This is a genomic window from Shewanella carassii (genome assembly GCF_002777975.1).
GTDB lineage: Bacteria > Pseudomonadota > Gammaproteobacteria > Enterobacterales > Shewanellaceae > Shewanella > Shewanella carassii.
In genome coordinates, this window is sequence record NZ_NGVS01000023.1 from 1 (window position 1) to 14,097 (window position 14,097).

A 14,097-nucleotide genomic window follows, 5' to 3' on the forward strand; every position below is an offset into this window, starting at 1 on the left:
TGGCTCCCCTGACTGGACTCGAACCAGTGACATACGGATTAACAGTCCGCCGTTCTACCGACTGAACTACAGGGGAATAACTTAGCTAGGATTAACCTATTGTTTTCATAAGACTTGCTTGAAGTGGCTCCCCTGACTGGACTTGAACCAGTGACATACGGATTAACAGTCCGCCGTTCTACCGACTGAACTACAGGGGAATCGCAATTTCTCGCTTGTCTCGCTGAGAACGGAGCGCATAGTAAATCGCTCTGTGGGAGGAGTCAACTCGCATCCCCAAAAAAAGTGTCATTAAGCTGTTAACTGCTTATCTAATGTTCATACTGATGGATAAAACTGCTTTATGGATATTTTTTGCTTAAAAAATAACGGTTAAACACGAATGTGTCGGAGGTTTTATGGAAAACTCGCGTTAATTGACAGCAAGACTAAGGGTTCATCTATTGAATGAGCCGAAAATGGTGTAACGAGCCATCTAGAATGAGTATGCAAGGGTATCCTGAGTCAGTATCACATTAGCTAACCTGCCGAGTCATGATCAAAAACGGAGCAACAGAAGCTCAGAGTGTTCATTTTGGTGCAGCTTGAGCTTCTCAATAAGTGCCGCACTTTCATATGTTCTTTTATTACAAAACACCTGTGCTCTAAGCGACATGAAGCCAGATGCCTCAAGCCCCCATGGCTACAGGGTTACACTGACTTATCCACTAAATCTGTGGATAAACCTGTGAGCTTCCCGACTTTTTGGGCTGCAAACCCTTGTGGCATCAGCATTGAACTTAAAATGGTCAGTTTGAATGGTTAAAAAATAAGTCAAGTAAAAACAATTAGATGTGAAAGTCAAGCCGCTTTGGTTTGCTTGTTGATTTTTGTAACAAAGCTGTAAGGAAGTATCTGCCAATCCTTGTGCATTAAATCCACCTCAGTGACTCATTTTGATTGAATTGGCACCTTTGGCCGCCACATCTGCCGTTTCGTTGCTGAGTTTCAGCACAAGCTGCTGCTGACACCAGGCTGGCAGGAGTCTCGCGGCTTTTGGCTTGGCGTTATTCGGCTCAATGAGTAGAATGAAAGGCTTAATCGAAGGAGCATTAAAGTGTCAGCTACGCCGTTTCGTTTGGAGTCTCAGTATTCCCCTGCCGGAGATCAGCCCACCGCCATTGCCAAACTGATTGATGGCCTGGAGTCCGGGCTCGCTAATCAGACCTTGTTGGGGGTTACCGGCTCAGGAAAAACTTTCACTATTGCCAATGTGATTGCCAATCAGGGGCGGCCAACTATCATTATGGCGCCCAATAAGACGTTGGCGGCGCAACTCTACGGCGAGATGAAAGAGTTTTTCCCCCATAATGCGGTGGAATACTTTGTTTCCTACTATGACTACTACCAACCGGAAGCCTATGTGCCTTCGACCAACACCTTTATTGAGAAGGACGCTTCGGTCAACGCTCATATTGAGCAGATGCGACTCTCTGCCACCAAAGCTTTGCTGGAGCGGCGTGATGTGGTGTTGGTGGCCTCGGTCTCAGCCATTTATGGTCTTGGCGATCCCGACTCTTACATGAAGATGCTGTTGCATCTGCGCCAGGGCGACATCATTGGCCAGCGGGATATACTGCAGCGGCTCAGCGAGTTGCAATACAGCCGCAACGATATTGAACTGCAGCGCGGTACCTTCAGGGTGCGCGGCGAGGTGATAGATATCTTCCCGGCCGAATCGGACCGGGACGCCATTCGGGTCGAGTTGTTTGATGATGAGATAGAGCAGCTGTCGCTGTTTGACCCTTTGACCGGCCAGGTACGTAAACGCATTGCTCGCGCCACGGTTTACCCCAAGACTCACTACGTGACCCCGAGAGAAAAAATATTGGCGGCCACAGAGCAGATAAAGGCTGAGCTCAGAGAACGGCGCCAGCAGTTGCTGGATGCCAATAAGCTGATTGAGGCACAAAGGATCAGCGAGCGGGTGCAGTACGATGTGGAGATGATGACAGAGCTGGGTTATTGCTCCGGTATCGAAAACTACTCCCGTTATCTCTCCGGGCGCGCACCGGGAGAAGGGCCGCCGACTTTGCTGGATTATCTGCCGCCGGATGGTCTGCTGATCATCGACGAGTCCCATGTGACTGTGCCGCAGATAGGTGCCATGTACAAGGGTGACCGTTCGAGGAAAACCACCCTGGTGGAGTACGGTTTCCGCCTGCCATCGGCACTGGATAACAGACCGCTCAAGTTTGAAGAGTTCGAGTCCTTGATGCCGCAGACGATTTATGTGTCGGCCACACCGGGCAGTTATGAACTCGAACGCAGCGGCGGCGATGTGGCCGAACAAGTGGTCAGGCCTACAGGTTTGTTGGATCCCGAGCTGGAAGTGCGGCCGGTGGCGATTCAGGTGGATGATCTGCTCTCCGAGGCCAATAAGCGCATTGCCGTCAATGAACGTGTGCTGGTGACCACGCTGACCAAGCGGATGGCGGAAGATCTTACCGAATATCTGGATGAACACGGGGTTAAGGTGCGTTACTTACACTCGGATGTGGATACCGTGGAGCGGGTGGAGATCATTCGCGATTTACGTAAGGGGGTCTTCGACGTGTTGGTCGGCATCAACTTGCTCAGGGAAGGGCTGGATATGCCGGAAGTGTCTCTGGTGTGTATTCTCGATGCCGATAAAGAGGGTTTCCTGCGTTCCGAGCGCTCACTTATCCAGACCATAGGCCGCGCCGCCCGTAACATTAATGGCAAGGTGATCCTCTACGCCGATAAGGTGACCCCTTCGATGGCCAAGGCCATGGATGAAACCAATCGTCGCCGCGAGAAACAGCACGCCTTCAACCTGGCCAATGGCATAGTGCCCAAAGGCTTGGTGAAGAAGATCACAGATGTTATGGATGTGGGAGATTCCCCTTCATCGGCAGCGCCGCAGCCGGGTGCCCGTAAGGTGGCAGAGCGCAAGTCGGCTTATCAGGTGGACGCTGCCAATCTGGCGCATGAAATCGACAGGCTGGAAAAACAGATGCACCAGCATGCCAGGGATCTGGAGTTTGAGCAGGCCGCTGCACTGCGTGATGAAGTGGCAAGGCTCAGAGAGGAGCTTATCAAGGCCTAAAGCATACATGGGGCTTGTTCGCACCTTCCCTAAAATTGACCCATTGACAAAGAACCCGGCAAAAGCCGGGTTCTTTGTGCTGTTCATCTATCAACGACTTTAAAGAGCTTGATTTAACAGCCTAATTTCAAAAACCTATTTAAATGCTTAGGCTTGGTATCAAAGTTTCGGTGCTTTATAGGTACTCAGTCGCCATAAGCCAAACAGTGCGATACCGCCAATCAGGCCAACAAGATGCGCTTCAACCGCGACTCTGGCACCAATCAAGGCGCTGACTTCAGCGGCCGCCCCTTGCCATTGCTCCCAGCCGACCTTGGCGATAACGCCAGCAAGCAGCAGGTAACCCGAGTTTCGACCGCTGCGAATATCGGCCAGGGCGCCGAAGGCGAACAGGCCGTGCAGTATGCCACTTAGTCCCACATAACCCATCAGCTCAGGGTAGCAAAGATAAAGCCCTACGCCTTCAAACAGACAGAGAGCCAGGGTCAATAGCAATACGCTCAGGGCGTTATAGTGTTCCTTATGCAGATAAAGGATCACCCAAAACCCGGCGAGGTTCATCAGCAGATGCCAGAAGTTGGTGTGCAGCAGATTGCCGCTGACAAGCCGCCACAGCTCACCTTGTTCTATGGCACTGCGGCGAAAGGCCAACAGCTCAGTGAGCGGCAGAGAATACAGCAGCAGCGCCAGGGCTGTTAACACAACACCTGAAAAATAAGCGGAACTCGGCTTCACGCTGTCTTGGCCGCCAGTATTGCCTGGATGCTGTCCGGTGTCGCCAGATACTCATCCAGCCCTTTTTGACGCAGTAAACAGGCGGGGCAGGTGCCACAGCCTTTGCCCAGAATGCCGTTATAGCAGGTAAGGGTTTCATCTCTTACCAGCTGCAGTTGCTGGTATTTATCTGCAAGAGCCCAGGTTTCGGCCTTGTTGAGCCACATGAGTGGCGTAACCAAACGCAGCTGTCTGTCCATGCCTTGTACCAGTGCTGACTCCATCGCTTTGATAAAGTCATTACGGCAGTCCGGGTAGCCGGAGAAGTCGGTCTCGCAGACGCCTGTGATCACGGCCTCCGCGCCTATTTGATAGGCATAGATCCCAGCCAGGGTCAGAAACAGAATATTGCGTCCGGGAACAAATGTATTGGGCAGACCATTGTCCATCAAGTCGTTTGATACCGGGATATTGTCACGGGTCAGGGCCGAGATGGCCAACTCATTGAGCAGAGTGACATCCAGCACCTTGTGACTGGCGGCGCCGAGCTTTTGTGCCAGTTGCTTGGCAACTTCAATCTCCTGGCTGTGGCGCTGGCCATAGTCGAAGGTGATGGCATGTACTTCATCATACTGGGCCAAGGCCTGAATAAGGCAGGTGGTGGAGTCCTGACCGCCGCTGAAAACGACTATCGCCTTGGAAATAGCCGGCTTAGTGCTGTGGGTCGGCTCTGCGGTTTGGGTTTGCGGTGCGTTTGATTCTGATGACATAAGCGATTGATTGGATGAAGACATAAGCGTCTATTCAAAGGGATGACTCAATCGTCACAGTTTACCCTAATTTGGCCGACTGTCAGCGCCGACTGGATAAAAAACGGAAAATTCGCTCATCCTTGCGCTTGGGGCTAAATTCCTCTATAAATGCCGCCCTGGCAAATATGAGGAACCCCGATGTACTACCCCGTCAACGAAGTCTTTGAAACCCTGCAGGGGGAAGGTGTATTTACCGGCGTTCCGGCCATTTTTGTGCGTTTGCAGGGTTGCCCTGTGGGGTGTCCTTGGTGTGATACCCGCCAGACCTGGGACAAGCTTGAGCACAATCAGGTGAAAGCTGCCGATGTGATCCGCACCGATGGCAGTATCGGTCGCTGGGCCGAGCATGATGCCAAGTCGTTACTGGAGGCGTTTAAACTGCAGGGATTCAATGCCAGGCATATAGTGATCACAGGGGGTGAGCCTTGCCTCTATCCGCTCACTGAAATGACAGAGGCATTTAATGCCGCAGGCTTTGGTACTCAAATCGAAACCAGTGGCACCTTTGAGGTGAATTGCAGCGCAGATACCTGGGTCACAGTCTCGCCCAAGGTCGGTATGAAGGGGGGGATGCCGGTACTGCGTCAGGCGCTGGAGCGGGCAAATGAGATTAAGCATCCGGTGGCGACCGAGGCTCATATTGAGGAACTGGATCAACTGCTGCAGGGATTGGATCTCAAAGACAAGACTATCTGCCTGCAGCCCATCAGCCAGAAGAGCCGGGCGACGGCGCTGGCGATGAAAGTCTGTATCGAACGCAACTGGCGTTTGTCTATCCAGACTCACAAGTATCTGGATATCGATTAATCTGTGGTGGTAATCGACAAAAAGCCGCATTGATGCGGCTTTTTGTTATCTGAAGCGCGCTCTTAGCAGCAGAGCTCCCCCGAGGTTTCAAACAGTTTCAGTTTGTTTTGATACTGGCTGATATCCCCTATGTTGGCGGCTATCCACTCGGGATTGTAATAAGTGTCCAGATAGCGCTCACCGGGATCGCAGATCAGGGTCACTATTGAGCCCTGGCGATTGTCGCGTTTCATTTCGGCCGCCAGCATCAGGGCACCATAGAGGTTGGTGCCGGTCGAGGCCCCGGTCTTGCGGCCGATGATCTGTTCCAGCCAATGGATTGTCGCCACAGAGGCGGCATCGGGGATCTTCAACATGGAGTCGACTACCCCCGGGATAAAGGAGGGTTCGACTCTGGGCCGGCCTATACCTTCAATCTTGCTGCCTTGCTCGCAGGTGATGGCCGCATCTCTTTGTTGAAAATAGTCATAGAACACTGAGTTATCCGGGTCGACCACACACAGCTTGGTGCAAAGCCGTTGATAGCGGATATAACGGCCAATGGTGGCCGAAGTGCCGCCGGTACCCGGGCTCATCACAATCCACTCGGGAATAGGGAAGGGCTCGCGCTGCATCTGATCGAAAATGGCATTGGCTATATTATTGTTGCCGCGCCAGTCGGTGGCCCGCTCGGCATAGGTGAACTGATCCATATAATGGCCATTCAGCTCCCGCGCCAGCCGCTCAGACTCGGCGTAGATTTCGCTGGAGTGATTGACAAAGTGACAACGGCCGCCATAAAACTCTATCTGCTGTATCTTCTTGCGGGCGGTGGACGCCGGCATAACGGCAATAAAAGGGAGTCCCAGCAGGCGGGCAAAGTAGGCCTCGGAGACAGCGGTACTGCCGGATGAGGATTCAATGACAGGAGTATCCTGTTTGATCCAGCCGTTACACAGGGCGTAGAGAAACAGTGATCTTGCCAAACGGTGTTTGAGGCTTCCGGTTGGATGGGTGCTTTCGTCTTTAAGATAGATATCCACTCCGGCTACCGCCGGCAGTTCCAGTTTAATCAAATGCGTGTCGGCACTGCGCTGAAAATCGGCTTCGATTTTGGCAATTGCTTCGTTTACCCAGAGATCGGCCATTGTTGTTGTTCTTTCTTATAACAGGATGGTCTTAATCATAACCAAAGGTAATGACAATGGATAGCGAAAACTCAGGCGTATTCGGATACAGCCACAGGCTAGATGATTGATTATTATGGAATTAAACGCATTGGGTGTAGATAAAACGCTTTGAAGATTGAATAAAGATAAAAAAGAAATGGTGGAGGGAGAAGGATTCGAACCTTCGAAGGCGGAGCCGTCAGATTTACAGTCTGATCCCTTTGGCCACTCGGGAACCCCTCCACATATTTGGAGCCAGACATTAGAGTGAAAGATGGTGGAGGGAGAAGGATTCGAACCTTCGAAGGCGGAGCCGTCAGATTTACAGTCTGATCCCTTTGGCCACTCGGGAACCCCTCCACATATTTGGAGCCAGACATTAGAGTGAAAGATGGTGGAGGGAGAAGGATTCGAACCTTCGAAGGCGGAGCCGTCAGATTTACAGTCTGATCCCTTTGGCCACTCGGGAACCCCTCCACATATTTGGAGCCAGACATTAGAGTGAAAGATGGTGGAGGGAGAAGGATTCGAACCTTCGAAGGCGGAGCCGTCAGATTTACAGTCTGATCCCTTTGGCCACTCGGGAACCCCTCCACATATTTGGAGCCAGACATTAGAGTGAAAGATGGTGGAGGGAGAAGGATTCGAACCTTCGAAGGCGGAGCCGTCAGATTTACAGTCTGATCCCTTTGGCCACTCGGGAACCCCTCCACATATTTGGAGCCAGACATTAGAGTGAAAGATGGTGGAGGGAGAAGGATTCGAACCTTCGAAGGCGGAGCCGTCAGATTTACAGTCTGATCCCTTTGGCCACTCGGGAACCCCTCCACATATTTGGAGCCAGACATTAGAGTGAAAGATGGTGGAGGGAGAAGGATTCGAACCTTCGAAGGCGGAGCCGTCAGATTTACAGTCTGATCCCTTTGGCCACTCGGGAACCCCTCCACGATTTCACTTTCGTGTCTTTTTAAATTGTAGGCAAATGGTGGAGGGAGAAGGATTCGAACCTTCGAAGGCGGAGCCGTCAGATTTACAGTCTGATCCCTTTGGCCACTCGGGAACCCCTCCGATAAAATTGGTGCCGGCACCAAGAGTCGAACTCGGGACCNATATTTGGAGCCAGACATTAGAGTGAAAGATGGTGGAGGGAGAAGGATTCGAACCTTCGAAGGCGGAGCCGTCAGATTTACAGTCTGATCCCTTTGGCCACTCGGGAACCCCTCCACATATTTGGAGCCAGACATTAGAGTGAAAGATGGTGGAGGGAGAAGGATTCGAACCTTCGAAGGCGGAGCCGTCAGATTTACAGTCTGATCCCTTTGGCCACTCGGGAACCCCTCCTCAATTGCGGCCGCCATAGTAGTCAGAAACCTTTTTCATGTAAAGCCTGTTTTTAAAAAAAAGCCTAAAGTTCCTGGTTATTTGGTCGATTAACTAACAACGAGTTGTTTTGCTGATGTTTTTTTATGCGCACCGATGTTTCCTTAATCAATGAACTGCAATTGGGTGGACGGTTAAATCAAGCCGTAGAGTCCCATCGCCGGGGTGAGTTTGCCCTGCTTTTGGCATTGATGTCTCAAGATGTGCGCGATTGGCCTCAGTTTCACCTGCACGACAATGTTGCAAAGGACGCTGTCCTGCGGCAGCAATTTGATCTGCCTGCGCCCCAGCCTTTAGTTGGAGACTTGAGTCAGGAGCCCCTTCCGGTCGATAACAGTTATCATTTTATCAGTGAGGGGGAGCGCAGTTTTCAGTTGGCTCAGGCCTTGGTGCCCGAACCTTTGGTTATCAGAGGAAAGAGAGATAGCGGGATGCAGGATGCGCTGGATAATTGCGACTGGCATACCAGATTGCGCACGGAAGGCGCCCTAAACCAACCCAAGGTGGCGCTAATGGAGTTTGTGGACCAACTGTCTGAGCAACGTAGGCTTGCCGGGATTTATCAAACCGCGTGAGTCCAGACTCTGCTATGGTGCCGGGCATGCGTTATAATGTCAGGAGTTTATTAGCTTTGGAGACAACAAATGAAAAGTATTCAACAGGCTCAGGCGGCCAATGTACATGACACTTGTGCTGAATGTGGCAGCTACGTGGATATAGGGACTGTAGTTGAAGAAGGGGACACCTTGCTTTCGTTGACTTTTCAAGGTGAGTCGGCAACGGTTGATGCTGAGACATTGAAAAAACTGGCTGAAGGTCGTTTCGCCGATGTTAAGGCTGAGCTCCGCCGCGTTGAGCAGACGGTTACCCTAGCGCTGACTTTTTCCTGTAGCGCCGAGAAGATGATCTTCCAGTTGGAAAACGCTTTGGCATAAGTCCTGTTTTTGGGGAAAATCGCTGAAGATAGTAACTTCTTAGGAACAAAAGACAACATAGCAGTGTAAATGTAAGAAAGTATGAGTTATCTTGCTGTATATTATGTAAAAGTGTAATCTTGCCCAGAGCCATAATAACAGGCCCACGCGTTCGGTGTGGGCTTCTTTAAGCCCGAAAGGGAGCCTGAGGACTTGAGTGAAACAACATAGGTATCAGCGATTGCTGGAGTTGTTGACCAACTCGGTTGCCAAGCAGCAAGGTGATCTTATTAAAACTGCCGAATTGGCTACTGAACTTTTGTGTCAGTATCTCAATGTGCAGCATGCCAGCGTTTGGTCCTGGTCCAAGGATCAACATGTGCAGTTCGAGGTTGCCCGCTTCGGTTCGGGGCGACCTATTCATAGTCCAAAGCCGCAACACTTGGGACAATTTCCCACTTATACTCAACAGCTTAAGCAAAAACGCTATATAGATGCCAATGATGCGGGGGCAGATTGGCGTATGAGCGAGCTTGCCGAGATCTATTACAGTGCCAACGGTATTGTCGGGGCTCTGGATATCGCTATCAGGATCAATGGTCATATTGAAGGGGTCTTGAGCCTGGAGCGAACAGTGTCCGGCGTTCTCTGGAGCGAACTGGAGATCCATCTGGCATCACAAGTTGCCGATCAGCTGGCGCTGACACTGGCAACCCATGATGCTTACCGTAAAGACGAACTACTGACTTTGTTTCAGTCTGCGATAGAACAGTCGGCTCAGGTCACTCTGTTGATCAATCTGCACACAGAAGCGATTGAATACATCAACAGCGCCCATGAACAGATCACTGGCATCCCGAAAGAAAAGATGCTCGGCGCCAGCCTGAAACAGCTGGTTTTTTTCCATCAGCAGCCCAAGTTGGCCGAGATGACCTTGGCCAAAGTGCTACGCGGTGAAGTGGCGACGGGTGAAGTCATGCTCAATCGCGAGCAAGGTCAGGAATACTGGCTCAGTTACCATGCCAGTCAATTTATTACCCAGCGCGGTAATCACTATGTGTTGGTATCTTGCGAAGATTGTACCGAGCAGCACCATCATCAGGCTGAGTTGGAACGCTTGGCTTGGCGTTGCAGTCTGACCGGGCTTTATAACCGCACCCATTTCAATCGTTTACTCGACAGAACCTATAACGGACGGCTTTTACTGATCGATTTGATAGGTTTTAAGCGCTTCAATGATACCTATGGGCATGAGCAGGGGGATGCCTTGCTGATTGAAGTGGCACGGCGGCTGAAGCATTTCGCCTCACTTTATCCAGGTTGCAATATTGCCAGAGTGGGCAGCGATGAGTTTGCCCTGTTGCTGGATGATAGAGGCGATCTCGATATCGATGCCTGCTGTCATCGCCTCTATCAACAACTGCGAAACCCCATCAATATTGGCCGTGAACAGGTGGAGCCCAAACCGGCTCTGGCCGCGGTTAATATTGCCGAAGTCGCCGAATTGGTCGCGCCGCTGACCTGCGCCGATATTGCACTGCAATACGCCAAGAAGAAGCAGGGCACGGCAATTCAGTTCTTCAACAGTGCGCTACTAAAAGCGTTCAAGGATGATGCTCAGATAGAAAGAGATCTGCATGCTGCCATTCGGGGTAGGCAGTTTGAACTTTATTATCAGCCACTCAAAGACTTACAAAACTGCAGTTATATTGGGGCGGAAGCGCTGATCCGCTGGCATCATCCCAAGCGCGGGGTTCTGTATCCCGGGGCCTTTATCGATATTGCCGAGCAGTCGGGGCTGATTAATGCCATAGGCACCTGGGTGCTGGAAGCGGCCTGCCGGCAACTGAATTTGTGGCAACATCACAATATCAATATCGCTATGCATGTGAACGTGTCTGCAAGGCAGTTTTTTGGTAGCAATCTCTATGAACAGGTGTGGCAACTGCTCAATCGTTACTATTTGAAGCCCGGCACGCTGATTTTGGAGATCACTGAAACCGAGCTGATGGAAGATATACGCTATGCCACCAATCTATGTCAGGAATTGGCGGATCTGGGAGTAGGGCTTGCCATCGATGATTTCGGTACGGGCTACAGTTCGATGCGCTACTTGAAACAGTTTCCCATCAGTAAGCTCAAGATAGACAGGTCGTTTATCTCTGATCTCAGTATCAGCCGTGAGAGTCGCGAAATTGTCAGCGCCATTATTGCGATGGCCAAGGCGCTGAATATTTCGCTGACAGCCGAAGGTGTGGAAACCGCCGAGCAGGAGCGCTTCCTCACGTCCTGTATGTGTCATCAGGCTCAGGGATTTTTATATAGCCCGGCGCTCAGAGAAGCCGAGTTCAGTGCTTTCTTGCAGCAGAGTCAATCTCTGTGTTGCACAGATTAGCCAAACCGGCCTCAAAATGTTTCCCTTAAGCCAAGGTTAAATCCGTTTCAGGCAGCAGTGCTTGAACTTGTTACCGCTGTTGCAAATACAGGGTTCATTGCGCTTGGGATAGCTAACAGCAAACTGCTTGCCCTCGGTGTAAAACCAGCATTCATCCTCAAGTAGAAATTCCGACTGTTCAAAAATGGCATCCAACTGGCCATCGGCCAGATACCATGCCTTGAAAGTAACTCTGGCCTGGGTTTGCCCGGGAGTCAAAGGTTCCCGCTCGACAATCTGCAATCCCAGCCAATGCGTCTTTGGCATCTGGGCCAGGGTTTGTGCACTCAGCCCCCGACGATAATCCGGGTGATGGGTATCGATAAGATAGTCAAACTCCTGTTTGACAAAGGCGGCATAGCGGGAGCGCATCAACTGCTCTGGAGTAGCAGCTGTGTGCTGCTTAGTGTGCAGTGGCTGACAGCATTCACTGTAGGGACGGTTAGAGCTGCAAGGGCAAAGAGTATCGGTTGGCATCGGGATTTTCTGTTTCAATCGTGAATGGTAAATAAGGTGCCGGTATCCCGGCTTGAATAGCGCCTATAATAACGCTTTGACGGCAGCCTTGCATTGAAAAGCGGCTATATTGTCAGGTCTTGGAAGGTTTGGTTAGTGGATGATGAAAATCATTACCAGATTGAGCATCAAAACACTGAACGCAAGCCCTATGGCAAATTGGATAAGGCGTTCTTTGGCCGGTAAAGCTTCTATCAGCTCCCGCGGGTAGTCAAAGAAAGTGGCCAGATAAAGCAGACTTCTTAGCGGATAGGCAGAACCTGAGAGCCGATACTCCCGGCCATTTTTCAGCTTAACTGTTAAGGCGTGAGCTCGTTTGCGCTCAAGCTGGTGGCTGTCATGATAGCCCACCCAGTGGAACACCATGCTCACGATATCCTCTTTGCCGACAGCGGTCGCTGTTCCCGTGAGATATTGAGGCAGGAAAATATGGGTTTGATTTATCCTTATCTGCCGCTCTTCTTTGGCACTTCGTTTCACGCCTAGTTGGGCCAGTATCTGGCTTTTGCGCACTTGAATGTATATCAAAAACCAGATGACACTGCAGGCCGGGAGCAGTAACAACTGAGTGGTTCCCAGCACTGGTGCCAGCAGTGTGGTTAGCACAATAACCGGGATAACGCTTAAAAGCAGCGGCAGCTCTTTTCTCCAGGGCAGAGTGAAAAAGCTCCAAGTGATAGGCAAAGTGATTTCGCTCCCCAAATCCAGATTAGCGTATTTGCCGCTAAAGGCGAGATCGAACCATTTTCTATCGTTTAATAAGCTTTTGAATGGCGTCACTTGACTCATAATTCCTTTTATTTGTGTTGGCAGCAATCATCATTGTGCTGCAGCTAAGGCGCCCGCTAGCGTCCTTTTATTCAAGGAAGCTAGCTTTCAATACGGCTACTACTCGGCGTGGCGGGTTTCGATTTCAACACTGATTGGGGCTTCTGGCGCAAATTGCTCTCCATAATAAAGGTTGGTTTGAGGTTTGGCGTTGAAGTAATGTTCAGGCTCGGCGCGGTTACTGGTGTCTAAATCCACCAACCAATTTCCCTTTTGGTCTTTATGGCTGACAATCACAATTTTACCGGCAAATTCACTCATGGGTTCTTCCGTGTCTTTCGGGGGATAAAAGCGCACCAAATAATAGCCTATGTCGGTAGCACTTTTGCCGTGGACTTGTCGCTTTTGCAGGCGAAAATCCACTTCAATTCTGGCTTGCTTATGGCGAATACGGTCAAAGAACTTTTGATATAGTTTGAGTACGTTTTCACGTCCCTGAACTATGGCAAGGCTTTGCTGTTCGGGAATATAAGTGGCATCCTCGGCGTATATATTTTCAAGGGGGCTAGTGTCGAGTTCATTAAATGCCCGGTTGAACATGACATAGACTCGATTAAGGGCTGCTTGGTCTTTATCCGGCAATTCGGCACCATTGAGTGGCTGGAGCACAGAAATCAGGCAAACGAGCAATAGGGTCGGGAATTTCATTAAAATCATCTAAGCAGGCTCATCTGACCTCACTATAATAGATGCCCCTTGGTAACAGAAGATTGATTTCTTTACAAAGTGTGTAAACCTCGTCATAAGTTGGAGGAGTCGCATCATGAAAGCAGATGATCTGACACTTTTTATGCAAGAAATGGCCGATGTGGTGCCACTCAAGCAGCAAACACAGGCCCAGACCAGAGCGAAACCTCTTTCCAGCGAGTCAAAACAGGCACGCAAAGCCGCCGCCGAGGCCCATGAGTATCTGCAGCGCCTGACCTTGGATTTAGCGTTGATCCCTAAAGTGAAACCCGATGATATGCTCAGCTACAAGCAGCAGGGGATCCAGGAGGCGGTATTCAAGAATTTACGTCTCGGCAAATACAAGATAGCCGCCGAGCTGGATATTCATGCCATGTCGGTGCGCCAAGCCAGAGATTATTTGCTCGGTTTCATTCAATCTCAGGTGGCTTTGGGCCATCGCTGCGTGCTGGTGATCCATGGCAAGGGACAGAATCGCAAGCCGTTTCCTGGGCTTATTAAATCTTGTGTCAACTTCTGGTTGTCGCAGATGGATGAAGTGCAGGCCTTTCACAGCGCCCAGCGCGAACATGGCGGCTATGGCGCCCTCTATGTGATGTTGCCTAAATCAGATGCCAAGCGGATTGAATCCCGCGAGACCAATCATAAAGGAGCGGGCTTTCGCTGAGCTGTTTGGGACGGCAGATTATCTGCCTTGACCGTAGCCGAGATTTCGTTTGACATAAGTGTAACCAGTGTTTAATTTAAA

At 50.7% G+C, this 14,097-nt stretch carries 12 protein-coding genes and 12 tRNA genes; 6 read left to right on the forward strand and 18 right to left on the reverse strand.

Features of this window, described 5'->3' with window-relative positions; all coding sequences use genetic code 11:
* A tRNA-Asn gene (locus CBE72_RS10895) sits at nt 1–76 on the reverse strand.
* A 48-nt stretch (nt 77–124) separates the two neighbouring features.
* A tRNA-Asn gene (locus CBE72_RS10900) sits at nt 125–200 on the reverse strand.
* 896 nt (nt 201–1,096) lie between these two features.
* Here CBE72_RS10900 and uvrB point away from each other — a divergent pair.
* Complete coding sequence (gene uvrB / locus CBE72_RS10905) at nt 1,097–3,109, forward strand: excinuclease ABC subunit UvrB (protein WP_100143550.1); 2,013 nt, start codon at nt 1,097–1,099, stop codon at nt 3,107–3,109.
* A gap of 159 nt (nt 3,110–3,268) precedes the next feature.
* On the opposite strand, the gene rrtA is transcribed toward uvrB, so the two are convergent.
* Nucleotides 3,269–3,811 carry a rhombosortase gene (gene rrtA / locus CBE72_RS10910; protein ID WP_229671792.1) on the reverse strand — a complete coding sequence of 181 codons (543 nt, stop codon included), beginning with the start codon at nt 3,809–3,811 and terminating at the stop codon, nt 3,269–3,271.
* A gap of 29 nt (nt 3,812–3,840) precedes the next feature.
* Nucleotides 3,841–4,593 (reverse strand): 7-cyano-7-deazaguanine synthase QueC, encoded by a 753-nt coding sequence (gene queC, locus CBE72_RS10915; protein ID WP_100143552.1) that lies wholly within the window; start codon nt 4,591–4,593, stop codon nt 3,841–3,843.
* Between the two features lie 180 nt (nt 4,594–4,773).
* Between queC and queE the strand changes: the two genes are divergently transcribed.
* Complete coding sequence (gene queE, locus CBE72_RS10920; RefSeq protein ID WP_100143553.1) at nt 4,774–5,442, forward strand: 7-carboxy-7-deazaguanine synthase QueE; 669 nt, start codon at nt 4,774–4,776, stop codon at nt 5,440–5,442.
* Nucleotides 5,443–5,504: 62 nt separating this feature from the next.
* Here the strand turns inward: queE and CBE72_RS10925 are convergent, their stop codons facing one another.
* From CBE72_RS10925 to CBE72_RS10975, 11 genes are all read right to left on the reverse strand, one after another.
* Nucleotides 5,505–6,569 (reverse strand): PLP-dependent cysteine synthase family protein, encoded by a 1,065-nt coding sequence (locus CBE72_RS10925; RefSeq protein WP_100143554.1) that lies wholly within the window; start codon nt 6,567–6,569, stop codon nt 5,505–5,507.
* A 179-nt stretch (nt 6,570–6,748) separates the two neighbouring features.
* Nucleotides 6,749–6,833: transfer RNA gene (locus CBE72_RS10930), tRNA-Tyr, on the reverse strand.
* A 32-nt stretch (nt 6,834–6,865) separates the two neighbouring features.
* Nucleotides 6,866–6,950 (reverse strand) — tRNA-Tyr (locus CBE72_RS10935).
* A gap of 32 nt (nt 6,951–6,982) precedes the next feature.
* Nucleotides 6,983–7,067: transfer RNA gene (locus tag CBE72_RS10940), tRNA-Tyr, on the reverse strand.
* Nucleotides 7,068–7,099: 32 nt separating this feature from the next.
* Nucleotides 7,100–7,184: transfer RNA gene (locus tag CBE72_RS10945), tRNA-Tyr, on the reverse strand.
* 32 nt (nt 7,185–7,216) lie between these two features.
* A tRNA-Tyr gene (locus CBE72_RS10950) sits at nt 7,217–7,301 on the reverse strand.
* A gap of 32 nt (nt 7,302–7,333) precedes the next feature.
* Nucleotides 7,334–7,418 (reverse strand) — tRNA-Tyr (locus CBE72_RS10955).
* Nucleotides 7,419–7,450: 32 nt separating this feature from the next.
* Nucleotides 7,451–7,535 (reverse strand) — tRNA-Tyr (locus CBE72_RS10960).
* A 38-nt stretch (nt 7,536–7,573) separates the two neighbouring features.
* A tRNA-Tyr gene (locus CBE72_RS10965) sits at nt 7,574–7,658 on the reverse strand.
* Between the two features lie 71 nt (nt 7,659–7,729).
* Nucleotides 7,730–7,814, reverse strand: a tRNA-Tyr gene (locus tag CBE72_RS10970).
* Nucleotides 7,815–7,846: 32 nt separating this feature from the next.
* Nucleotides 7,847–7,931 (reverse strand) — tRNA-Tyr (locus CBE72_RS10975).
* Nucleotides 7,932–8,056: 125 nt separating this feature from the next.
* Here CBE72_RS10975 and CBE72_RS10980 point away from each other — a divergent pair.
* The 3 genes from CBE72_RS10980 to CBE72_RS10990 all read left to right on the forward strand — a co-directional run bounded on the left by CBE72_RS10980 (nt 8,057) and on the right by CBE72_RS10990 (nt 11,279).
* Complete coding sequence (locus CBE72_RS10980; protein ID WP_100143555.1) at nt 8,057–8,545, forward strand: VC2046/SO_2500 family protein; 489 nt, start codon at nt 8,057–8,059, stop codon at nt 8,543–8,545.
* A gap of 69 nt (nt 8,546–8,614) precedes the next feature.
* Entirely contained in the window at nt 8,615–8,905 is a 291-nt protein-coding gene (locus CBE72_RS10985) for a DUF406 family protein (protein WP_100143556.1), read from the forward strand.
* Between the two features lie 196 nt (nt 8,906–9,101).
* Nucleotides 9,102–11,279, forward strand: a complete 2,178-nt coding sequence (locus tag CBE72_RS10990) for a putative bifunctional diguanylate cyclase/phosphodiesterase (RefSeq protein ID WP_100143557.1) — start codon at nt 9,102–9,104, stop codon at nt 11,277–11,279.
* 36 nt (nt 11,280–11,315) lie between these two features.
* Here the strand turns inward: CBE72_RS10990 and CBE72_RS10995 are convergent, their stop codons facing one another.
* The 3 genes from CBE72_RS10995 to CBE72_RS11005 form a co-directional block, all read right to left on the reverse strand.
* Nucleotides 11,316–11,795, reverse strand: a complete 480-nt coding sequence (locus tag CBE72_RS10995) for a YchJ family protein (RefSeq protein WP_100143558.1) — start codon at nt 11,793–11,795, stop codon at nt 11,316–11,318.
* A gap of 132 nt (nt 11,796–11,927) precedes the next feature.
* On the reverse strand, nt 11,928–12,650 hold the full coding sequence (locus CBE72_RS11000; protein WP_157929069.1) for a hypothetical protein: 723 nt from the start codon (nt 12,648–12,650) through the stop codon (nt 11,928–11,930).
* A gap of 72 nt (nt 12,651–12,722) precedes the next feature.
* Nucleotides 12,723–13,310 carry a YybH family protein gene (locus tag CBE72_RS11005; protein ID WP_100143560.1) on the reverse strand — a complete coding sequence of 196 codons (588 nt, stop codon included), beginning with the start codon at nt 13,308–13,310 and terminating at the stop codon, nt 12,723–12,725.
* A 115-nt stretch (nt 13,311–13,425) separates the two neighbouring features.
* On the opposite strand from CBE72_RS11005, the gene smrA reads away from it, so the two are divergent.
* A complete protein-coding gene (smrA, locus tag CBE72_RS11010; protein WP_100143561.1) occupies nt 13,426–14,016 on the forward strand; it encodes a DNA endonuclease SmrA in 591 nt (196 codons plus the stop codon).
* Nucleotides 14,017–14,097 lie beyond the last annotated feature (81 nt).